This window comes from Pelovirga sp. C15f (assembly GCF_057178085.1).
Window position 1 is genome coordinate 1,019,679 of record NZ_JBXUCV010000001.1, and the last position, 23,031, is coordinate 1,042,709.

The window sequence follows — 23,031 nt, forward strand, 5'->3', positions numbered from 1 at the left end:
ATATTAGTTGCTTAAACAGTAATCAGGCTTGATCATTATAATCGCGGTACAGCAAGCTTGGCTGGATCCCCCGATTATCCTGATATTTTCCACTGGTGTAAGACTCACTCTCTCCCTGCAGGGTATGGTAATAAATCTGGCATACCTGCACTCCGGCATAAATCCGGATGGGCTGAACACTGAACATTTCCAGGGTCCAGAAACCGCGAAAGCCAACGTCACCAAACCCTGCCGTCACGTGCACGAACAAACCCAGGCGACCCACCGATGAGCGCCCCTCCAGCATCGGCACCAGGTTGCGGGTTTCAGTATATTCCAGGGTCCGGCCAAGATACAGCCGGTTCGGCTCCAGGACAAAACCTTCTTCCGGAATGGTAAGGGTTGTCCAGGCATTATTTTTTTTCATGTCGAGCTGTTTTTCGGTATAAACCAGCAATTCGTCATGCAATTCCAGATTGTAGCTATTGGGATTCAGACGGGACTTGTCATAGGGACGGATAATAATGTCCTGACCCATGCGGGCGTCGATTTCCCTGCCGGAGAGTATCATCTATTTTCCTCCTTAGTGACCCTTCATTGACGAAAAAGTAAAAAAATAAAGAAGATGTCCGATCCATCGACCCAGACAACCCTGTTCACCGACATAGCGATATGTTATCTATCCTTCAACGCGCAAAGAACCACAGCGCCAGCAGGCACCAAAGTGCCCCTCAAGGGACTCCCTGCACTGTGGACAGCACCACGAAGGAACAAGTGGGTCTTTTTTAAACCAGGCATCAACTAACATTTTCGCCCGGGGCCAGGCTTCATCATCGATAACCCAGAGCTCCGGACAACACTCAACAAAGGGAATTTCACCGACGGCGGCAGTCAGCTGAACATTACGCAAAACGCAGTCAATCTCTTCGCCGATCAGAATGTCCCGCAACAGGCTCGCAAGGTATGCTTCATGGAAATTGAAAACATGTAGTCTTTTCATAAGCCGACAGTATACCAACAGCGACACTCGGAAAGAAACAGGCCGGCAAAAATCCCGGCCAGTAACGATGATAGCGACGAACGGAGGCGATGATGACCGACCTGTCTACCAACTATATGGGGCTTGCCCTGAAAAATCCACTGGTTGTCGCCAGCTGCTGCCTTACCGGCACCCTGGAAGGGGTACGTCAATGTGCTGAAGCTGGTGCTGGTGCCGTGGTTCTGCGTTCCCTGTTTGAGGAACAGATCAGGGGTGACATCTCGTCCCTGAGCCGCCACGCCGAGGATTATCCAGGCTACGGTGAAGCTTTCCAGTATTTACAGAGCTACGGCACTGCTTTCGGCCCACAGCAGTATCTGCAGCTGGTCAGGGAGGCCAAACAAGCGGTCACAATCCCCATTATTGCCAGCCTGAATTGCGTCAGCGCAGATTCATGGGCCGGCTATGCCCATCAACTTCAACAGGCCGGAGCCGATGCCATCGAACTGAACGTCAGTATTATCTCGACCGATTCATCACGTCCATGTGAACATATTGTCGCAGACTACCTCAGTATTCTGCGCGAGGTAAAACACCAGGCAGGCATTCCGGTGGCACTGAAAATCGGTCCCTACTTCACCTCGCTTGCCCATGTCGCCAAGCTCCTGACCAGCGACCAGGTTGAAGCACCGGCCTACAGCGTCGGGTGGTTGGGAAAAGATCGTCAGACCGGAAAAGTGACCAGCAAAGGCGCTGATGCTCTGGTTCTTTTCAATCGTTTTTACCGCTTTGACATCGATATTCACAAACAACAATTGACCCACGGTTTGCCCTACAGTTCGTCCCATGACCTGGCCGATACGCTGCGCTGGATCTCCCTGCTCTATGGCACCGTCAACTGCGATTTTGGCGCCACAACCGGCATCCACGACAGCACCGGGGTCATCAAGGCGCTGCTCGCCGGTGCTACTGTTACCCAGCTCTGCTCAGCCCTCTACCTGCATGGGCTCAGTCACATCAAGGTGATCGAGAAAGAACTGCGGTATTGGATGGAAAATAACGGCTTAAGTTCTTTAGCTGATTTTCGCGGGCGCATGAGTCGTCACGCCAGCAACACACCAAAAGATTACGAGCGGCTGCAATATGTGAAAATGTTTATCGAACAAAATGGCCGGACACCCGGCCTGCGTAACGAATAACGCTGAAAGCAGCGGGAAAGAACCTCCATGCAGGAAATGATACGCAAAATTCTTACCTCACGAGTTTATGAGGCGGCGGTCGAAACACCCCTCGAAGAGGCAACAGAACTCTCACTGCAACTGGACAACCGGATCCTGATCAAACGCGAAGATCTGCAACCGGTTTTCTCGTTTAAAATTCGTGGTGCTTACAACAAGATTGCCCATCTCTACGAAAGTGAACAGATCAGCGGGGTCATCTGTGCCTCCGCCGGCAATCATGCTCAAGGTGTCGCTTACTCGGCCAAAAAGCTCAGCATCAAGGCACTGATCGTCATGCCGATAACAACGCCTAAGATCAAAATTGACGCGGTAAAAAGGCTCGGCGCCGAAGTTGTTCTGCACGGCGATAATTATTCTGAAGCTGCTGAACACTGCGAACAACTGCAACAGCAGCGCAACCTGACCTTTATCCCGCCGTTTGACGATGAGCTGATTATTGCCGGGCAGGGTACCGTTGCCGATGAAATCCTGCGGCAGAGCGCCGGCAAGATCGACGCGATTTTTGTGCCGGTGGGTGGCGGCGGCCTGATTGCCGGCATCGCCACCTACTTCAAGGCTCTGGCACCGCAAGTCCGGATTATTGGTGTCGAACCCCTCGACAGTGACGCCATGTACCAGTCTCTGGTCGCCGACAAACGTATCACCCTTGAGACTGTTGGCATTTTTGCCGATGGCGTAGCGGTACGACAAGTCGGGAAAAAGACCTTTGATCTGTGCCGTAAACATGTCGATGAAATTATCCGCGTATCAACCGATGAGATCTGCAGTGCCATCAAAAGTGTTTACCAGGCCAGTCGCTCCATCGTCGAGCCCGCTGGAGCCCTGGCAATGGCGGGTCTTAAACAATATGTCAAACACCGGCAGGTCAGCGGCCAGACCCTGGTCGCCATCAACTCCGGCGCCAATATGAATTTTGAGCGCCTGCGCTATGTTTCAGAACGCACCCAGATTGGTGAAGGTCTTGAATCCCTGTTTGCCGTCACCATTCCTGAAAAACCGGGCGCATTGCGCCACTTCTGCAGCAATCTGCTGGCCGGCACCAGCATCACCGAGTTCAGTTATCGCCTTGCCGATCGCGACAAGGCCCACCTGTTCCTCGGCGTTGCCATTGGTGGAGAACCTGCGCGTCAGACCTTTTGTGAGCAACTTAACCAGGAGGGCTATCCAACTATCGATCTGACCGCCAACGAGCTGGCAAAAACCCATCTGCGCTACATGGTGGGCGGGCGCTCGTCGGCTGCCACCAGAGAGCGCCTGTTCCGCTTCTGGTTCCCGGAACGCGCCGGCGCCCTGACCCGCTTTCTTGCCGATATGGGAACCAACTGGAACATCTCCCTGTTTCACTACCGCAATCAGGGAGGGGAATTCGGCCGCGTGCTGATCGGTCTGGAATTACCGCTCGGCGATGAAAACAAACTGATGCAGTTTCTTGAGCGCATCGGCTATCGCTTTCTGGAACAGACAGATGATCCGGTTTACCAGCTGTTTCTTTAACTACTATCAGAGTGATTTCAACCGATCTCAATAAACATTGTTCCGCCCACCGCTCCGCCCGGCGGTCATCACCTACAAAGCAGGGCATGAGAAACCGTTTCACCGGCATCTCCATCCCCTATTCGTCACTAGCGGCAAACCGCCATCGACTGGAACATATCACCACTTTCAGTTCGCGGCCGGGTGGACAAAAATGCTTCTTTTTAACGACAGGGGGATCAGTTTTCTAACTTGTTTGTCCGGTGTGAGTGCTTGACCCGGTACATTGCCTGATCTGCCCGGTTGAGCACCTCGTGGGGATCGGCGCCGGGAGAAAGTCTGACGGCGCCGATGCTACAACCGACGCTAATGACCTGATCCTTGATCGTCATCGGCATGGTTAACTGCTCTTCGGCCCGCTTTACTATCACCTCCGGATCGAGGGGATGCGCACCGTTTTTCATCAACAACAGAACAAATTCATCTCCGCCCATCCGCGCGGCCAAATCTCCCTCCCGCAGCAAATGGCGTATCCTTCCGGCGACAACCTGCAGCACCAGATCTCCGGCTTCGTGTCCCATGCTGTCGTTGATGGGTTTGAAATCGTCAAGATCAATATACAAAAGCGCAGCCGGTTGGCGATCTCTGGACGGCAAGCTGAGCACCTCACGAAATTTTTCCATAAAATATCGGCGGTTAATCAAACCGGTCAGAGTATCGGTATTTGCCAGATCCACCAGTTTTTCTTGCGAACGCCGGCGTGCTTCTACTTCCCGGTTCAGTTCCCGGGTACGACGCGAAAGCATGCGTAAAGCGCGATTGAAAGAGCGTGTCAGCTCTGCAAACTCACCCCAGAAGCGCTCCTTGATGCGCACATCCGTTGAACCGGCATGCATCACCGAAGTCGCCTTGGTCAGTACCCGAACGGGTCGCACGATCATCCGGGTCAAGACCAGGGACATTGACACAACAAGCACCATTGAAAACAAGGTCATCAACATCAGATAGTTCATCTGACTCCAGAAGATATCGACCTGGGAGGTGGGTGAGCCATGAACAAAAACATCACCAAAACCATAATCAAGTTGTCGCACCATGGTCATCTGCCCATGGTGATGCACCGGAGTCGAAGCACTCCGATCAAGAATCACAGCGCTGTAGAGATCGCTCGACTCCAGCAGATGATAGAAACTCCTATAATCGACAAAACCATCGGGACAGTCGGGTGCCAGAACTTTTACTTGTTGATCAGCAGCGGGCAGCAACAGGACAGTTTCCCGACCAGACTCTTTACAGCGAAAATCTTCGAGCACGGCATAGATATCGGTGATGGTTACCAGCAGATGAATACTGCCGATCTTTTCATCTGCGAGATAAAGAGGTCCACTGACCCAGATGGATGGAACTTTTTCTTCTCCCCAATACAACTGCAATTGCTCTTTATCTGTTTGCAAAACCGGCGGAGTCAAAGAAAAAAGGCTATATGAGTCCTTATTGTAAACCTGCGTCACCAGATCATCATCAGGATTACGTATCCAGATACCAACGAAGTTCTCCATTGACAACAGGGCATCGTTGATAATCCGGTTCATCAATTCAAGGTGACTTTGCTCCCCGGTCTGGTTGTAATCCCTGAAACTGATGCGCAGCTGGGTGCGGCTGCTCACCAGTTTCAGCTGTTCTACAAGCCTGTGCAGTTCGAGGTTGAGACGTCGTTGTTGACCCTCGGCAATTTGGACCAGACTGGATTCGATCAGTTCAAAGGTATTGCGCTTCGCAATTTGATACTGGGAGAAAAACAGAAAAACCAGGGGTATCAGCGAAACCAGCAAAAAAGCGCCAATCAGTCGTGGACGCAAACCAACGCCCGACCAGAAGTCGAGCACACGGCAACGCAACTTTTGCAGCCTGATCCTGCGCTGGAACCTGTCCTCCCGAGCTGTGCCCATGATCAGCCCCCTGCCCTCGTTGCCAATATCACACAAACGCCCCATTGGGACGATAAAAATGACTTTTAAAGCACCTGGTGTTCGCGCTTTTGTTTTTGGTCTTTCGTACATCAGTGATCAACCAGCATAAGCCCTTAAGTGCTGCTTTGCCTATATCACCAGAGAAAAGGACAACCGAGAGCTTCTGACGTACAAAAAAGGCCCAGCTTCATACCAAAGTGGGCCATCCAACTGACTCTTCGGCAACCCGGCTGTCCGTGCGGGACCCGTGGCTTTGCGTCCCCGGATCGCCCCGGGTTTGCTCTATCGGAAGCCTGTTTAGAGATTCTTAACTGTAACTCAAATCCACCTATTGTCAAATTTAATTCGGCAAAAACAACCGGTGAATCGATTCATGTTGACTCATATCCCCAACATGTCCGACCAGATGGCAGGTCCCCAGTCCTCAGCATAGCGACCATACAGAGCTGAACGTCCGCTAGAAACTTTTGTACCCGCACTGATAGTGATGGTTGTGTCCAACACCTCATCAAACTGATAAACCCCGGTGATATAGATCGCTTCAGACATACTGACCATGCTGTAGCAGGTGTTGGCAAACCACGGAATCGGGGCTTTCTTGCCGGCGAGTTCAGCAACAATCGCAGCCGCAACTACCTTACCCATGGAGTTGGCGACATAACCTGACTTCGGCATCGGACCACTGGTTCGTGCATCGGTAGCATCACCGATCACGTAAACCCCGGGAACCCTCGACGATTCAAGGGTCCGGGCCGTAACCGGTGCCCACAACTCACCTTCGGGGACAAGCCCGAGGTCAAAGGCCAGGGCTGCTGCTTTCTGACCGGGGATCAGGTTGATCATGTCGGCACTGATGTCACCTGACTGGGTGATGATACTCTTGTTATCAACGTCTACACCCGTTATTGTCTGCTCGGTACGATAATCGATCACATCCTGGTAGTAATCATCCCAGGCCGACTGAAACAAGGCGGTTTTAGAAGCGATCTGCGGATGGGGATCAACCACGATCAACCGTGCCCCCGGCTTATTTAATTTCAGATAATCTGCAATCAGACTGGCCCGTTCATAGGGACCAGGCGGGCAACGATAGGGGCTGGCTGGAACCGTCATCATCACCGTACCTCCAGCGGGCAGGGCCATCAGTTGCTGTTGCAACTGGAGCGTTTGCGGACCGGCATGCCAGGCATGAGGGAAAGCATCCTTTGCACGCTGATCGTAGCCATCAATCAGCTCATCTCGAAAGCCGATCCCGGGAGCGACAACCAGCCGGTCATAGGCATAACGCCCGGATTTTCCCTGAACGTAACCGGCAGCCGCATCAAGACCTATGATTTCATCTTGAACAACCTTGACTCCCTGGCGGGCAAGACCTTCGTAAGAAAAACTGATACCTGACATTGGCCACTTGCCAACCATCACCCAGTTGCTGATCGGACAGGAGATGAATTTTTCATTGCGTTCAATCAGCACCACCTCAATGGCTGGATTCAACCGTTTGAGATAGCGGGCGGCAGTCATTCCCCCGAAACCACCACCAACAACGACTACCCGGTAACGGTTGCCGGTGGCGGCCAACGACGTGGTGGGAGCCAGGGACAAGGCCCCCAGGCCAATCGCAGTGTAACGAATAAAATCCCGGCGTTTCATGCCCTGCTCCTTATTTTAAAGAGGAAAAATGATCGGCCAGCTGCTTGATAGCTACATCATCAAAGGCGCGCATCAGACGCATGGTGGCAGCGGTTCGTTCACCGCGCTGATATTCAAGCAGAGCATGGTTAAGATACTCCGGAGCCTGTCCGGCCAGACGGGGAGTACTACTGCGCCCCTCACCACTGCTGCCGTGACAACCAGTGCAGGCACGAACCAGTTCCGGATGCTGGACAGAAGAAGGTGCTGCCCAGGGGCTGTTTACCCAGGGTTTGTCGGCGAAATAGGCAGAGATGCCGCGCCGCTGCTCGGCGGAATATCCTTTGGCAAATTTGAGCATGGCACTGCCCGGGCGCTGATCTGCGGCAAACTCGTCCATCGTCAGGACCAGATAGCCTTCCAGCTGGCCACCAATGATAGGAATCATCGCCCCGGGAGAGGCGCCATCGGTGCCATGACAGCCAGCACAGGTGCGGCTGATCCCGGCAATCTGACTCAGTTCCCCATCGTCGGCAAAAGCCAGTGATCCCATTGAAAAAAACACGATTATAGCGGCAATAAACCATTTGGACATAACAGCTCCCTGGGTATTCAGGTTATCAAACTAGCAGTTACGGAATCTGGCGCTGATTCCGAATCTGATCATTGATCGCGCTAACATCCTTGCCATTGTGGAGGGCGTTTTTCGAGAAAAGCGCTGATCCCCTCTTCAGCATCGCTACAGGTTGTCAACGCAGCAAAAAGATCATCCATATTTTCCAGGCCCTGATGATAAGGAACATCCTGCAGCCGCCGTAATCCTTCTTTGCCGGCCCGCAGGGCCAGCGGGCTCTTTGCGGTCAGGGTCTGCGCGAGTTTCAGGGTTTCTGCTGCGAGCGCATCATCGGCTACTACACGGTTGACCAGCCCCAACCGTTGCGCTTCAGTCGCGCTCATGGTCTCCCCGGTCAGAATCATTTCCATTGCCTTTTTACGCCCGACCAGGCGCAGCAAGGGCACTGCCGGACCCAGACAGATCAGCCCGACATTGATGGCAGTAGTACCGAACACCGCGCTTTCGGTCGCAACCGTCATATCACAGGCGAAGGAAAGTCCTGCGCCGTTGGCCGCTGCATACCCCTGCACCGCAGCAATCGTCGGCTTGTTCAGACGATTCAGGGTGTGGTAAAAAGCATCGATACGATGCAGAAAACGTCGCGCTTGAAGCGGCGTCTTGCCGCGAAACTCCTCAAGGGAAATCCCCACGCTGAAATGTTTCCCTTTTGCGTCAACAACAATGACCCGAACAGCATCGTCTCGTTCCATCGCCCATAAGCTCTGATCAAGCAGATCAGAAAATTCCGGAGTAAAGGTGTTTAAAGCTTGCGGACGATTAAGGGTAATGTAGCCGATGTGATCTTCAACACGACTTAAAATCGGTGCCTCTGTCATTACAACCTCCTCTTGAGAAATAATAAAACGGCGTTAGTATATCCCAAAATGGTTTTCAGTCCAGAGTTGAATCTGGAGTTTTACAATAAAAAATTATCAGATGTCCTATTTCTCTTGACTAGACTCGAGGACATATTCAAAAAAAGTCTTGAAAATTGACAAACCCATATATATACTTATTTCTATGTTTTAACAAGGAGGAGCAATGCCGATCTTCGAATACCAATGTCAACAATGTGGAAAAGTAACAGAAAAAATTCAATCGATGGCTCAAAGCCACATCCCCTGCCCGGCCTGTTCCAAACCGGCGATACGCAGGGTATCACGCACTGCGATCAGTGCATCCGGAAGTGCCTGTGGTTCCGGCAGTGGCTCCGGTTTTACCTGAGGCTAACCATGAAGGTGGCGTGACCACTTTGCAATCGGGCTCGAATCCAGACCGATAACGATCACCAACGGAGAGAAAGTATGCTGAAAATAACCAATGTCGCACGCGATAAAATCAAGGAACTGATGCAGGAGCACCCGGAAAAACATCTGCGGATTATTTTTGAAGGCTTCGGCTGAGGCGGCCCCCGTTTGGGGTTGGCTCTGGATGAGCTACAGGAAGACCAGCAGGTTCACACCATAAATGACATTGATCTTTTGATCGAAGAATCGATCCTCCCCTTGACCCAGGATCGGCAGGTCAACTATATCGACAACGAGTACGGTCAAGGATTCTCCATCGGTGCCGCCAGCGGCGCAAGCTGCTGATCCGATATAACAAGATTAAACAAGCTAGTGAGAGCTTCGCACCCGCTGTCGATAATAGGTGCGAAGCTCTTTTTTCCATATGATGAAGCTAAAGCAGCTTCCAGCGTTTCAGCAATTTGAGCGCACCAAAATACGACACAACAATCAAGGCAATCCAGGCAAGCATCAGTAGCATTGTCTCTATCTCCCTCTAATAGCTCTTTTTATCGGCAACGATCTCGGCATCGGTCAGCTTCTCAGTGTCCATCTGGCGCCATACCCAGACGATGTAGGCCAGGACAAAGGGCACCAGCAGGGCAACATAGGACATCATCGTCAAGGTGTAATGGCTGCTGGAGGCATTGAAGATTGTCAGACTGCTGCCAAGATCGTATTTTGATGGATAAAATGCGGTGTTGTTGTACCCCGCCAGAAAAAACACGGACAAGCAGGTCATTACCGTACCCAGGCCCGCCGGCCAGATGCCGCGCACCGAGGCGGTAAAACGATTTAGCCCGACCCCAACAACGACCAGTACCAGCCCGGCCAGCAACAGGACAAGGGTGACGGGAAACTCAAGCAGGTTATTTAAGTACTTGCCGGACTGCATAAATACCTCGCCGCTTTGCGGATCAACGGCAAAACCCTCCATGGTCACCAGACGGATCAGCACATAGAGCAGAAACGGTAGCGCACAGAGCAGGTTATTAAAAGAGGAGACCTTTAAACGCGGCACCAGCTGCTCCTGCTGGAGGTTGTTGGCCAGATAAAGGGCCCCCAGGGTCCGGGCCAGAAACACCAGAAAAATGCCGAAGCTCAAATTGAATAAACTGAATGCAGCCTCAAGACCGCGCAGCGGATGGGTCCAACGTGACAGGTTGTAATCATTCAGAATAAAGTTGGATCCGGTAAAAAATGTTCCGATGGCAGCGCCAATCAGCAGAATACCAATGGAACCGTTGACCACCATGAACACCTCGTAGGTTTTCTGGCCGAGAAAATTGTTCGGTTTGCGCCGATATTCGTAGCTGACCGCCTGGACAATAAAGGTAAACAGAATCGCCAGCCAGACCCAGAAAGCGCCGCCAAAACTGGTGGCATAGAATAATGGAAATGAGGCGTAGAAGGCACCACCGAACAATACCAGAGTGGTGAAGGTCAACTCCCACTTGCGACCGATGGAGTTGATCATCAGGGTTTTTTCCGACTCACTTTGTGGCACCGTCAGGATCAGGGTCTGACCACCCTGGACAAAGGTTAAGAAGACAAACAGCGAACCCACCAGAGAAACAATAAACCACCAGAGGTGCTGCAAAGTAGACCAGTCGAGGCTACCGAACATAAGTTATTCTCCTTCCGGGCCGATGGAAATCTGCTTCGTCAAAATCTTTACAGCAGCAATCAGCAGCACGGTAAAGATGGCAAGAAACAGAAAAAACGAAATGGCGACCGTCATTGTATCCAGGTTCGAAGAAGCAATATTTACCGGCAACAGCCCCTGAATCGCCCAGGGTTGCCGCCCAACTTCGGTTACCAGCCAACCAGCCTGTGTCGCTATATAAGCCAGGAACATGGAAACAAAACCAAGCTTGAGAATCAAAGGACGATTCTCCAACTGCTTTTTTTCCAGCAGATAGAGGTAGACGAGGAACAGCAGGATAAAAAAGGTGCCCAGACCAACCATGATACGGAAGGCGTAGAAAGTTATCCACACCGGCGGCACCGCCTGCTCCGGAGATTCCAGATAACCGTAGCCAAGGTAATCACGGTGCTGGTCAAATTCTGCCAAGGCTGCACCGGCAGACATCTCATCAGCATTCCTTTTAGCCTGTTTGTAGTCGGCCAGTCTCGAAACTGCGATTTTCCCGCGATCAATTTTCTCCTCCACACTGAGGAGATTATACTCGTCATTACCATAAACCAGATCATTGATCCCCGGGACAAAAGTACCAAGGCGACGGTTCGCCAGGAAAGAAAGCATCCCTGGAATCTCGATCTTGAAATAAAAGGGGTCCTCATTAGCACCTGGCTCCACCCCGGGACGCATCAATCCAACAGCTACCAGCCCGGACGGCGTCATCCCTTCATACAGGGCTTCCATTGCCGCGAGCTTCAGCGGCTGCTCACGGGCGGTAAGATAAGCGTGCTCATCACCGGTAAAAGCAACAAACAACGAACTGAACAGTCCAAAAACGCAGGCCACGACAATGGATCGTTTGGCAAACTGAAGATGGCGTTTTTTCAGCAGATAGAAACTGGAGATGCCGATAACAAACAGCGAAGCAAGCAGAAATCCGGAGCTGGTGGCATGGGCAAAGTGACTGATTGCCACCGGTGAGGAAATGATCGCCCACAGGTTCTCCATTTCAAAGCGCGCGGTGTCCGGGTTGAACACCATGCCCACCGGAGTCTGCATCCAGCCATTAGCCACCAGGATCCACAGGGCCGACAGGTTGGAACCAATCGCCACCATCCAGGTTGAAAACAGGTGCATCCGCTGGGAAACACGATTCCAGCCGAACAGCATCACGGCAACAAAAGTAGCCTCCAGGAAGAAAGCTACGATCCCTTCAATGGCCAGAGGTGCGCCAAAAATGTCGCCGACCATCCACGAGTAATTGGCCCAGTGGGTTCCGAACTCGAACTCCATAATAATGCCGGTAGCAACCCCGATCACAAAATTGATCGCAAACAGGGTCATCCAGAACTTGGTGAGACGTTTCCACTCCGGATTCTGGGTGCGCACATAGATCGATTCAAAAAATGCGCACAAAAACGACAACCCCAGGGTCAGCGGCACAAATATCCAGTGATACATGGCTGTCAGGGTGAAGGTGGCACGGGCCCAGTTCACCGTGCCCACATCAATCGATTCAATCACAATTACCTCCCGCGGTTAATGTTTACGCTCACCAGCACCAGCGCAGATGTGTTATTCCTATGGGCGCAGCCGCTCTTTACCCGACAACAAAAAAACCTTGGAAGAAGATTGAGCTGCAGCAATGATTACAAATATGGTAATATTTACAGTCCGATCAAAATTGAGTCAAGTAAAATATAGTCCTATTCAGCAAAATTACAACAGCTGCAACCAACGGAATTTCTTGACTGTTTTGGTCAAGTCAGAAGCAATATCCACACAATGAACCACGGCATAAAGGTCAGCATCTTGCGATGACTATCAATCTACAGAAAAATCATTCAGGTCCACTGCCAACCTGCCGCGAGGAGATGTCAAGGCGCGACTGGAAGCAGCTTGATGTGTTGTTTATCAGTGGCGATGCCTATGTTGATCACCCGGCGTTCGGTGTTTCCCTGTTGGCCCGCGTGCTCGAAGCTGCCGGTTATCGGGTCGGTGTTATTGCTCAGCCGGACATCACGCAACCTGAACAGCTTCAGCGAATGGGACGGCCGCGCCTTTTTGCTGCCATCTCCGCCGGCGCCATGGATTCCATGGTCAACCATTATACGGCGGCAAAAAAAATCCGCCATAATGATGCATATACCCCCGGAGGGCGGTCTGGACTGCGTCCTGATCGCGCCACCATTGTTTATACTGCCGCAGTTAAAGGAGCTTTTAAAGGAATTGCTACAGTCATCGGCGGCATTGAAGCGAGCTTACGACGGCTGGCCCATTACGATTACTGGTCGGACCGGGTCAGACGCTCAATATTGGTCGACAGCAAAGCCGATCTGCTGGTTTACGGGATGGCGGAAACCGCTATCCTTGAGCTGGCCCAGCGACTCGATCAAGGGGAGGATATTTCTGCGCTGCGTGATATCAGAGGAACGGCGTATATGTCCGGCGCAGACCAGCCATTACCGGAACACTCTCTGCTGCCGGGTTTTGAGGAGGTAAGCGCCGACACCCAGCTGTACAATCGCGCTTTTCGACTGGCAGCTGAGCAGACCAATCCGTTTTCAGCCAGATCTCTGGTCCAACCCCATGGCAATCGCCGGCTGGTTATCCTTCCCCCGGCCCTGCCGCTAAACGAAAATGAGATGGACCGGATTTATGCCCTCCCCTTTACTCGCCAGCCTCATCCCTCTTATCACGAACCAATCCCCGCATACTTGCAGATTCGTCATTCCATCACCAGCCATCGTGGCTGTTTCGGCGGCTGCTCCTTCTGCGCTATCGCCTCCCACCAGGGAAAACGGATCCAGTCACGCTCGACAACCTCGATTATCAAGGAGGTTGATGCGATTACCGCTCAGCCTGATTTTAACGGCACCATCAGCGATATCGGCGGGCCGACAGCTAACATGTATGGGCTGGCTTGCGGTAACCCCGCCCAGGAACGTGTCTGCCGCCGCAGCAGTTGCCTTTATCCTGAGCGCTGCCGGCACCTTCAGAGCGACAACCGCGCTAACCGCCAATTACTGCAACAGGTTCGCGACCATCACATGGTCAGGCACGTATTTGTTGCTTCCGGCATCCGCTACGATCTGCTGCCGTTGCAGCCTGATTATTATGATGCCCTGCTGGATCATCACATCAGTGGCCTGCTCAAGGTCGCACCGGAGACTTTCAGTGATTCGGTCAGCCGGGTCATGCAGAAACCGGGTGCGGGAGTATTTACCGATTTTCTTGATGATTATCGGCGACGCTGTCGTAAAAAAGGGCGGGTTCCCGGTATCGTTCCCTATCTGATCAGCGGTCATCCCGGCTGTACCCTGAATGACATGATTGAGGTGGCCCTGTACCTCAAACATCATCAACTCAAGGTTGAACAGGTACAGGACTTCACCCCGACCCCGGGCACCCTGTCGACCTGTATTTATTACACCGGGAGCGATCCCTTTAGCAGCACTCGAATAGCGGTCGCGCGCACAGCAAAAGAAAAAAGATTACAGAAAGCACTGCTCCTTTACCACCGACCGGAATCCCGTCGTGATATTGAAGAGGCGTTGCGACGGTGTCAACGCGCAGACCTGCTGCCGTTGCTGCTCGGCTCTGACAAACATTGCAGAACAAAAAACAAGTTTGAAAAAAACCGGAAATAACCCACGCTAATGACCCTGGCGCTTCCCGGCATTTATAAAACCTGGTCTCGCTGCGGCCAAACGACATTACTAGAGTATTCAAATCGGGATAAACAAATTCTGTAATTTTTTACCCTAAGTAAAATTATCCTTGACAATTTGCCCTATTTTTTGTTTGTTAGCGCTGTAAAAAACAGCGTTTTATGTTTTATTTGCAACTCATGTTGACGTGTTCCGGCACGCACCTGAGGACAGGTCATAAAACCCTATTCCCCATGAACCGCCTGATCAGCTTTTTAGTGCTTTAGTTTTTTGATGTCTTTGAACGCCGCCGACATCAGACAATCGACTTAAAACTTTTGTAAAGGGATGCCAACGATGTCAAACAACAAAATCAAACCCTCATTGCAAAACCCTCTGGCTGAAAAACAACAGGTCGACTTTAATATTCCGGGTGAAATTGCCGGCAAAGCAGGCGCGTATGAAGAAGTCATGCGTGAAGGCTATGAATTGATTGAACGCCCGATCAAATCAGTCAGCGTCGCGCAGATTGAAAAACAACACTTCAAAAAACGCATGACGGTATGGGAGCGGATTAATTTTTTAACCAGCCACGAACCCAATATTCTTTTCCAGAACTGGGGAAAGAATCTCGATGGCGCCTCACTGGTCACCGGTATTCTCAACATTAATGGCCGTGACGTGGCTATTTACGGACACGACTTCACCGTCCGGGCCGGGTCCATCGACGCAACCAACGGCCAGAAGCTGGCGCGCCTGATGTACATGGCCGGCGAAAAAGGGATTCCGCTGATCGGCATGAACGACTCTGCCGGCGCTTTTGTGCCCGCCGGGGTCGGTGGCCTTGACGGCTATGCCGAAGCCTTTACCGCCTTGCGCAAGATCAGTGGCGTGATTCCGACCATTATGTGTATGTTCGGATTTAACGCCGGCGGGGGCTCCTACCTGCCGCGTCAGGGCAGTTTTCTGATTCAACCGGAAGACACCTTCTTCGGCCTGACCGGGCCTGGAGTTGTTAAATCGGTTCTTGGCGAAGACATCAGCCCCGAGGACCTGGGTGGACCGAAGGTTCATGCCGCCTCCGGGGTAACCGACCTGACTGTTTCCGATGAAATGGCTGCCCTGCGTACAGCCATTCGCTTGCTCAGTTACATTCCTGACAACAACCACAGCCTCGCCCCTTTCCAGGAGACCAGCGACCCCCTTGATCGCAAAACCTGGGAAATCAACACCCTGCTGAAAAAAGCCTTCAATTCACCCACCGGTTTCAATACACCTTTTGATGTTTCCATCGTCATCCAACAGATCTGCGACCATGGCGATTATTTTGAAATTCAACCGACCCGTTCGCGGGAGGCCATCACCGCCTTTGGGCGTCTTGGCGGTAATGTTGTCGGTTTCGTGGCAAATAACTCAGCGGTTTCATCCGGTCAGATCGACTGCGACTCGGCACTGAAAATTGCCCGTTTTGTGCGTTTCTGTAACATCTACAATATCCCGCTGATTTTCATGGAAGACACCACCGGTTTCCTTCCCGGACGAGAGCAAGAAGCGCGTGGCATTGTCCAGGCCGGCCGTTCCATGCTGGATTCCATTGTCGATGTCCGCACCCCCCGGATTCTGCTGATCCTGCGCAATGCCTTTGGCGGCGCCTATGCCTCCTACAACAACTACCCGACCGGCGCCGACCTGGTGCTGGCATTGCCGACCACCCGTCTGGCGGTTATGGGACCTGCCGGGAAAGAGTTTGTCTACAAAGATGAATTGCGCAAGTTGCGTGGATCAATCAAAACACGCATCGCCCAAGGCGTTGCTGAGCGCATCAAAGCCGGCCTTGACGGTGCTGATGCTAAAAAGGATGCCGAAAAAGAAGCAGCTGAGTGGTTAAGGCTTGAGGAAGCAGCACTGAATCAGCGCTACGAGAAAGAACTGATGAACCCGAAAGAAGGACTCGCTCTCGGCTCCATTTCCTCATTGGTGATGCCGACCGATCTGCGTAAGGTTCTAGGGGAAAATCTCAACTTTTTCCTGCGCCACTACAAGCCCTCTGCCTGGCAGGGAGTGCAGCGCGAGTTCCATTGATCCTGTCAGCCATTTGACCCTGTTGAGTGCTATTTTTCATCACATGAAAACTGGAGATAAAACTCATGCAACAAAATACCGACCTGTACTTTAACAATCCCCTGATCCACAAGGAACGTCGTCTCAGCAAGTCACCATCGAAGTGGATAAGTTCATTTTCCTGCGAGGAACTCAAGCCTCTGATTGTCTGTCGTGGTCCGATTCGCAAAGAAGCGATGGATGTTTACGAGGAGATGGGGATCAGCCACTACGGCATCCTGTTGTCGGAAAAGGATTCCATTGTCTACCCGAATGCCCTTTCTCCGGAGTTGCGCCAGCTGACCGATACCAGCAGGGTTCACCGGGTGCCCGATTACAGTGGCGCCTCCAAGGAAGAGCGCATCGAAAGAATCCAGCAGATCATCAGTATTGCCAGAGACAACGGCTATGACTCGGTCTTTGCCGGCTACGGCTTTATGGCGGAAGATGATGAATTTGTCGCTGCCCTCGAAAATGCCGGTTTGCGCTTTATCGGCCCCTGCTCCGGCACCCAGCGCGCAGCAGGAAAAAAAGATGAGGCCAAGCGTACCGCTCTCCAGGTAAAGGTTTCGGTTACCCCGGGCATCGATAACGTTACCGCCCGGACCCTGCTCAAAAAGAATAAAACCCGTGAACAATTGCGTGAACTGGTAAAAGCCGAAGGCCTGGATCTTGCCCCGAAACTGATCAGCGACAAGGACATCCCCCTGGAAGCTTTGGCTGACGCCATCCTGTTCGCATCTTACAGCAAGGGGATTGATCTGATTTCCATCGAAGAACTCGGCAATCAGGTGCAATATGAATGTGCGGAAATGTTCAAAAAATATCCCGGTGCGCGCATTCGCCTTAAAGCCATCGGCGGTGGCGGCGGTAAAGGGCAGCGGATCCTCGGCGCCTCGCTGCTGATGGTCAAGCAACCAACGGAAAAACAAATTCAGCAGGCCGCTGCCGTTGCTCCCGGTCTGGTACGGGAAATTCTCGGCGAAGTGAAAGCCAATGGAGTTGGTGATAACAAGAACGTGCTGATCGAATTGAACATTGAGCAGACCCGCCACAACGAGATTCAGTTGCTGGGTAACGGCCAATGGTGTATCGCCCTGGGTGGCCGTGACTGCTCATTGCAGATGCACGAGCAGAAACTGCTGGAGATTTCCGTCACCCAGGAAGGGCTGGCGCAGGAGATCGCCAAAGCGAAAAAGGCTAAAAACAGCAAACAGGTCAAAGCCCTTGAATCAGACCTGGCAGTACTTAAGCGCATGGAAGAAGAATCCGAGCGTTTCGGACTCGCGGTCGGGCTCGACTCGGCGTCAACCTTCGAATGTATTGTTGATGGTGCGCGCCACTATTTCATGGAAGTCAACACCCGCATCCAGGTGGAACACCGGGTAACGGAACTGGTCTACAGCTTGAAATTCACCAATCCTGACAATAAGAACGAGTTTTTTGTCGTCGAATCCCTGGTTGAAGCCATGGCTCTGCTGGCGCTTCACAAGGGTAAACTGCCGCGCCCGGAACGCATTCCACGCTTTGGCGCTGCCGCAGAAGCCCGTCTTAATGCCACCGATGCCTCCCTGTCACCAAGTGCCGGTGGTTACATCCTCTACTGGTCACCCCCGATTGAAGGAGAAATTCGCGACGATCAGGGGATCAGCACCCCCAACCCCGACACCGGCCAGTTCATGTTCTATCACCTGGCCGGGGCCTACGACTCCAACATTGCCCTGCTTTTAACCAAGGGGGAAGATCGTCGCGACAGCTACAATCACCTTTCGAAGGTGCTGTGCAGTACCGTATTGCGGGGGCGCAATCTGGCGACCAACCTGAAGTTTCACTATGGTCTGGTCAACTGGTTCATTGGCAACAACGTCATGGCCAAGCCGACGACCCGCTTTATTGTTCCCTATCTGACCCTGGTCGGCAAACTCAAGGAAGAGGCGCAGAAGATCGATGTCGTTCACGCCTTCCTGGCAGCCAAAAAACATTACGGCAAGCTCTTTGCTGATGACGCGGAAGGTGCCAGGGCGGCATCTGTTGCCCTTGACCGCAAGGGAACCCTGCTCACCCGGCCGATGGAAATGCTGCTGAACGATCCTCACCTGCTCTCCGGCTGGCTCAGTCTTAATAGATGTAACTACCGCATGGAAAAGGGGAAAATTGTCTGGTTGCGTAATCCCCTGCTGGTTCTTGAGGATACTTACCGCTACCTCAACATGGACTGGCGCGCCGATGCCCCCGCAGCTGAAGTCATCTGGACCCACGACCGCGACCTGCTCGCAGATGCCCTTACCTTCTACACCAAGTTGCGTGAAAAACTATCCCTGACCGCGCAGGATTTCGTGAAGCTCAACGACATCCTCGCTAAGGACAAACCTCAAGGTGGCTACGACAAAGAGACCTGGGTGCGCATTCAGTCTGCCCATGCCGGCTATGAAATCGGTAACGAGCTGCTTGGCATGCTCTTTCTGGTCGCCGAACATACTAATTTTTATGACCTGAAGGTTGAAGAGGATCTGGAAGTGACGATTCCCGAATATCTCCACGATACGGATCTGCAGGCGGCAATGAAAAAAATTCTCGTGCCCCCGCCGTCAACCAAGGCTGATGAAATCGTATCGCCCGGTGGCGGCATGTACTATGGCCAGGAAGCTCCCGGCCTGCCACCTTTTGTCAGTGAAGGAATGCACTTTGAGAAGGGGCAGCCCCTGTTTATTCTCGAGGTCATGAAAATGTTCAACAAGGTGCCGGCGCCCTTCTCGGGCACCATCGACAAGATTCTTATTAACAGTGGCGACGGAACCATCATTCAAAAAGGTCAGCCCCTGTTCAAGGTCACTCCGGACGAAAAGTTCGTTGAGGTTGATCCTCAGGAGATTATTCGCCAGAAGCAGGCACAGACCAACTCCTACCTGGAAGTTGTCCTTTAACCAGTAGTAACCCCTTGAGATGGGCACATGCAGCTGCCCATCCGGGGGTTACTTTCCCTGACCATAAAAAAAGCAGATACGCCCGAAAGGATGTATCTGCTTTTTTGTTTACTTAGGGCAATGATAAATTATGCCTGGGCAGTCCAATGCCCATGCAGATTACAGTATTCGCGGGCAGTGACCTTATCTGCCGTTACCTTAAAGGTTGCCTGTGGAGCTTCACCGGGCTTGAGAAATTTACGGTACACCTTGTCGTCAGCAATCAATTCAATCCATTCGATATAGTGCGCTTCTTCCATCGGGTGGTTAACGCTGCCAACCTTGACGGTAATCGTGCCATCACCCTTTTCAATCACTGGAACGTGCTTTTCGGTTGCAGCGTCGACGGTATTTTCAGTCATTAATCCCATGTTTTTGCCACAGCAAACCAGGGCACCGGCCCCTGCGTGCATGACTTCGACAATATTCCCGCAGATACTGCATTTGTACACTTCGAGACGTTTGGGCATCGTTTCCTCCATTAGTTTGGTGCCATAAAGGCACAGATCAATAAAAGGTCTTTTAATCGACCTAACTTAAAAGAGCATTCTAGCACTAAATCGATGGCATTTCATCCCTCAGGATGACGCTTATTTTTTCATCATTTGCTTTGATCTTTCCCGGAGTTTTCTCTATACTGGCTAACAAAGATGATGATCGACTCTCTGCCCTGCAGGTGAGGTCAGAACGTCCACTCGGAATAGCAGTAATTCGGGGCACACTTTTAGAAACCTGGTGAGCCAGCCCACCTCCAGAGTGGGACGCCTGAAGGGTTTACAGCATGCCCCACCTCATTGGCACTCGATGTGAGTCCAATGGCCCACGGTAGCGGTGGAGAGTCGTCTGAGACAAAGGGGATCCGGTAACCCACCGGGTTCCCTTTTTTCTATCTGTCCCCGTTCTTACTCTGTTCCCCTTGCAAGCCGCCGAGACTGTGAAACCATGGCTCCCTTGCTGCCATTATGCTAATATGCAAATCTGTTTTTTCCTGCTATGTTTTTTAGGCTTGGATTTTTCTGGAGGAACCCGTGAATGAATCACCCTTGCCCTCAGATGTCTTTCATCTGACGGTTGACGATAAAAATATCGCCCTTATCGGCACAGCTCACATCTCCCAGGAGTCGGTTGATACCGTCGTTAAGGCGATCAATGACCTGCAACCTGACACCGTCTGTGTCGAACTCGATCAGCAACGTTATCAGTCGCTGATCAACCAGAAGGGGTGGGAGTCTCTCAATCTGAAAGAAGTGATCCGCAAGAAACAGTTACCCTTTCTGCTCGCCAACCTCGCTCTTTCATCTTACCAGAAGCGCATGGGGCTGGCGACCGGCGTACAGCCGGGAGCCGAGCTTGCCGCTGCCGCCCAGATTGCCGAAGAGCAAGGGTTAAAAGTCGAACTGGTTGACCGTAATATCCGCACGACCCTGTTGCGGGTGTGGCGCATTACCGGACTGTGGAACAAGATGAAGGTTCTGGCAAGTCTGTTTGCCAGCCTTTTTGAAAAGCAACAGGTCAACGAAGAAGAACTGGCCAGACTGCGGCAGGCAGACAACCTTGCCGGCATGCTCGAAGAGATGGGGGAATTGCTGCCGTCTGTCAAGCAAATCCTTGTCGATGAGCGCGACACCTATATGGCCTACCATATTCGTCGGGCTCCCGGCGACAAGATTGTCGCCGTAGTCGGTGCCGCTCACCTGCCGGGAATCGTTGCGCGGTTACAAGGCGAACCGTCCAGTGCCATTGACATTGATCGAATCAATACCATCCCGCCAAAATCCCTGACCTCGAAATTGATCCCCTGGGGTATTCCGCTCCTTGTAATAGCGCTGTTTATAGGTGGTTTTTTTTTCGCCAACCCTGAGCAGATGGCGCAGGCCGCCTGGGCCTGGATTCTTGCCAATGGCCTTTTTTCTGCCGCCGGCACCCTGCTTGCCTGGGGGCATCCGGCTACCATCATAACCGCTTTTATTGCTGCCCCCCTGACATCCCTGAACCCAACCATTGGTGCGGGTTTTGTTACCGCCCTGGTACAATCCTTTGTTGCCCCGCCGCTGGTGTCCGACATGAAACGCGTCGGCGAGGATCTGCTCAGCCTCAAGGGCTGGTGGCATAATCGTCTGGCACGGGTGCTGCTGGTTTTTCTGTTTTCGTCTCTCGGGTCATCCATCGGAACGTTTTTTGCCCTGGGCTGGATCAAAAGTCTGTTTTAATCCGGATATGTTGGAGTGATAAATGAATCAAACGTCTCGTCATCTTTTTTTTCTTAAAAACTCCCTGCGCGGGCGCTCACTTGTGCAGATTCTGATTTATACCAATCTTGTCCTGTTCACCCTGATGGCTCTGCACGGCACCATCCTCGGTTTGGGCATGCAGGTGATGTTTCGGCCACCGACCAATCTGTTGGTTTACTGGGGTGGACAATACTGGCCGCTGGTGCTGGACAGCGGACAATGGTGGCGCGCCGTGACCTACGCCTTTACCCATGGCGGACTGATCCATCTCGGTTTCAACATGATGGTTCTTTATCAGGTTGGCCCGTTACTTGAACAGGAAATCGGCTGGAACCGTTTTCTGTCGGTCTACATGATTACCGCTCTGACCGCAACCGTTGCCGGCCTGTTCTGGCACCCCCAGGTCGTTACTGTGGGCGCCTCCGGCGCGATTTTCGGGCTGATCGGTTTTTCCGTCAGCTATTATCACCGCATTGGTGGTCATATCGGTATTCAACGCCGCAACTTCATGTTTCAGTGGGCAGTGATGGCCTTTGTTTTTGGGATTATTATCGGTGCCGACAATGCCGCTCACCTTGGAGGAATGCTGTCCGGCGCCGCTATTGGCTGGTGGATGCCGATCAGTATTCGCGGTTTGCGTCAAACCGAGCGCCTGTTTCATTTCAGCGGATTGATTTTCGCTGCAGCGACGGTCATCAGTATTCTCTGCATCCCCTTATCGTGGCTCGCCCGCTGACAATCAACAGGCGGCGATGGACAACAACGGAGATCAACCATGAGCAAGCTGAAGGTTCCGTCAACCACTGCGATCCGCTTTCTCAAACAACACAAGGTCAGGTTTATTCCCCACCCCTACCCTTATGAAGAAAGAGGTGGAACAAAAACCAGCGCCAAGGCGCTTAAAATCGACGAGTTTTCGGTGATTAAGACCCTGGTCATGGAAAATGACGAACAGCGCCCCTTTATCATTCTGATGCACGGCAGTTGCGAAGTATCACTCAAACATCTGGCCCGTCAACTGAAAGTCAAACAGGTCACTCCCTGCAGTCCTGAAAAAGCTGACCGTATTACCGGCTACCAGACCGGGGGTATTTCACCCTTTGGTACGCGCCAGGAGCTACCGGTCTATATGGAAGCTTCGATTGAACAACTCGAAAAAATCTGGATCAATGGTGGCAAACGCGGTCTGCTGGTCGAGATTTCTCCGGCGGACCTGGTCCGCACCCTGCAACCAGTCAAGGTATCTGTAGCGATCTGACCAAGGAGCATAGT

Annotated in this window: 19 protein-coding genes, 1 other RNA gene and 1 riboswitch; of the genes, 11 read left to right on the plus strand and 9 right to left on the minus strand. The window is 52.2% G+C overall.

Features of this window, described 5'->3' with window-relative positions; genetic code table 11:
* Positions 1 to 22 precede the first annotated feature (22 nt).
* Positions 23 to 550 carry a dCTP deaminase gene (gene dcd, locus AC1931_RS04725; protein WP_483876069.1) on the minus strand — a complete coding sequence of 176 codons (528 nt, stop codon included), beginning with the start codon at positions 548 to 550 and terminating at the stop codon, positions 23 to 25.
* A gap of 108 nt (positions 551 to 658) precedes the next feature.
* Positions 659 to 979, minus strand: coding sequence for a putative signal transducing protein (locus tag AC1931_RS04730; RefSeq protein WP_483876070.1), 321 nt, complete (start codon positions 977 to 979; stop codon positions 659 to 661).
* Positions 980 to 1,068: 89 nt separating this feature from the next.
* On the opposite strand from AC1931_RS04730, the gene AC1931_RS04735 reads away from it, so the two are divergent.
* Together AC1931_RS04735 and ilvA are read left to right on the plus strand one after the other, a co-directional pair.
* Positions 1,069 to 2,157, plus strand: a complete 1,089-nt coding sequence (locus AC1931_RS04735) for a dihydroorotate dehydrogenase-like protein (RefSeq protein WP_483876071.1) — start codon at positions 1,069 to 1,071, stop codon at positions 2,155 to 2,157.
* A 27-nt stretch (positions 2,158 to 2,184) separates the two neighbouring features.
* Positions 2,185 to 3,693, plus strand: a complete 1,509-nt coding sequence (gene ilvA / locus AC1931_RS04740) for a threonine ammonia-lyase, biosynthetic (protein WP_483876072.1) — start codon at positions 2,185 to 2,187, stop codon at positions 3,691 to 3,693.
* Positions 3,694 to 3,911: 218 nt separating this feature from the next.
* Here the strand turns inward: ilvA and AC1931_RS04745 are convergent, their stop codons facing one another.
* The 4 genes from AC1931_RS04745 to AC1931_RS04760 form a co-directional block, all read right to left on the minus strand.
* Entirely contained in the window at positions 3,912 to 5,621 is a 1,710-nt protein-coding gene (locus tag AC1931_RS04745; protein WP_483876073.1) for a diguanylate cyclase domain-containing protein, read from the minus strand.
* Between the two features lie 238 nt (positions 5,622 to 5,859).
* Positions 5,860 to 5,934, minus strand: a riboswitch (cyclic di-GMP riboswitch).
* Between the two features lie 89 nt (positions 5,935 to 6,023).
* Positions 6,024 to 7,292, minus strand: coding sequence for an FAD-dependent oxidoreductase (locus AC1931_RS04750; RefSeq protein WP_483876074.1), 1,269 nt, complete (start codon positions 7,290 to 7,292; stop codon positions 6,024 to 6,026).
* 10 nt (positions 7,293 to 7,302) lie between these two features.
* Positions 7,303 to 7,866 (minus strand): c-type cytochrome, encoded by a 564-nt coding sequence (locus AC1931_RS04755; protein ID WP_483876075.1) that lies wholly within the window; start codon positions 7,864 to 7,866, stop codon positions 7,303 to 7,305.
* A gap of 80 nt (positions 7,867 to 7,946) precedes the next feature.
* Entirely contained in the window at positions 7,947 to 8,723 is a 777-nt protein-coding gene (locus AC1931_RS04760) for an enoyl-CoA hydratase/isomerase family protein (protein ID WP_483876076.1), read from the minus strand.
* 205 nt (positions 8,724 to 8,928) lie between these two features.
* Here AC1931_RS04760 and AC1931_RS04765 point away from each other — a divergent pair, with 205 nt between their 5' ends.
* A complete protein-coding gene (locus AC1931_RS04765; RefSeq protein ID WP_483876077.1) occupies positions 8,929 to 9,111 on the plus strand; it encodes an FmdB family zinc ribbon protein in 183 nt (60 codons plus the stop codon).
* Between the two features lie 191 nt (positions 9,112 to 9,302).
* The gene (locus AC1931_RS04770; RefSeq protein WP_483876078.1) at positions 9,303 to 9,479 is read left to right on the plus strand and encodes a hypothetical protein; all 177 of its coding nucleotides are present in this window, start codon (positions 9,303 to 9,305) and stop codon (positions 9,477 to 9,479) included.
* A 190-nt stretch (positions 9,480 to 9,669) separates the two neighbouring features.
* Here AC1931_RS04770 and AC1931_RS04775 read toward each other — a convergent pair whose 3' ends face one another.
* Positions 9,670 to 10,800, minus strand: coding sequence for a cytochrome d ubiquinol oxidase subunit II (locus AC1931_RS04775; RefSeq protein WP_483876079.1), 1,131 nt, complete (start codon positions 10,798 to 10,800; stop codon positions 9,670 to 9,672).
* 3 nt (positions 10,801 to 10,803) lie between these two features.
* The gene (locus AC1931_RS04780) at positions 10,804 to 12,339 is read right to left on the minus strand and encodes a cytochrome ubiquinol oxidase subunit I (RefSeq protein WP_483876080.1); all 1,536 of its coding nucleotides are present in this window, start codon (positions 12,337 to 12,339) and stop codon (positions 10,804 to 10,806) included.
* Between the two features lie 293 nt (positions 12,340 to 12,632).
* Here AC1931_RS04780 and AC1931_RS04785 point away from each other — a divergent pair, with 293 nt between their 5' ends.
* From AC1931_RS04785 to AC1931_RS04795, 3 genes are all read left to right on the plus strand, one after another.
* Entirely contained in the window at positions 12,633 to 14,465 is a 1,833-nt protein-coding gene (locus AC1931_RS04785; RefSeq protein WP_483876081.1) for a YgiQ family radical SAM protein, read from the plus strand.
* 357 nt (positions 14,466 to 14,822) lie between these two features.
* Positions 14,823 to 16,547 (plus strand): acyl-CoA carboxylase subunit beta, encoded by a 1,725-nt coding sequence (locus AC1931_RS04790; protein WP_483876082.1) that lies wholly within the window; start codon positions 14,823 to 14,825, stop codon positions 16,545 to 16,547.
* A 65-nt stretch (positions 16,548 to 16,612) separates the two neighbouring features.
* The gene (locus AC1931_RS04795) at positions 16,613 to 19,489 is read left to right on the plus strand and encodes a biotin/lipoyl-containing protein (RefSeq protein WP_483876083.1); all 2,877 of its coding nucleotides are present in this window, start codon (positions 16,613 to 16,615) and stop codon (positions 19,487 to 19,489) included.
* A gap of 128 nt (positions 19,490 to 19,617) precedes the next feature.
* On the opposite strand, the gene AC1931_RS04800 is transcribed toward AC1931_RS04795, so the two are convergent.
* Positions 19,618 to 19,998 (minus strand): desulfoferrodoxin, encoded by a 381-nt coding sequence (locus AC1931_RS04800; protein WP_483876084.1) that lies wholly within the window; start codon positions 19,996 to 19,998, stop codon positions 19,618 to 19,620.
* Positions 19,999 to 20,187: 189 nt separating this feature from the next.
* Between AC1931_RS04800 and ssrS the strand changes: the two genes are divergently transcribed.
* From ssrS to ybaK, 4 genes are all read left to right on the plus strand, one after another.
* Positions 20,188 to 20,370, plus strand: a non-coding RNA gene (gene ssrS / locus AC1931_RS04805) — 6S RNA.
* A 186-nt stretch (positions 20,371 to 20,556) separates the two neighbouring features.
* On the plus strand, positions 20,557 to 21,738 hold the full coding sequence (locus AC1931_RS04810) for a TraB/GumN family protein (RefSeq protein ID WP_483876085.1): 1,182 nt from the start codon (positions 20,557 to 20,559) through the stop codon (positions 21,736 to 21,738).
* A 22-nt stretch (positions 21,739 to 21,760) separates the two neighbouring features.
* Entirely contained in the window at positions 21,761 to 22,495 is a 735-nt protein-coding gene (locus AC1931_RS04815) for a rhomboid family intramembrane serine protease (RefSeq protein ID WP_483876086.1), read from the plus strand.
* A 39-nt stretch (positions 22,496 to 22,534) separates the two neighbouring features.
* Complete coding sequence (gene ybaK / locus AC1931_RS04820; protein ID WP_483876087.1) at positions 22,535 to 23,017, plus strand: Cys-tRNA(Pro) deacylase; 483 nt, start codon at positions 22,535 to 22,537, stop codon at positions 23,015 to 23,017.
* Positions 23,018 to 23,031 lie beyond the last annotated feature (14 nt).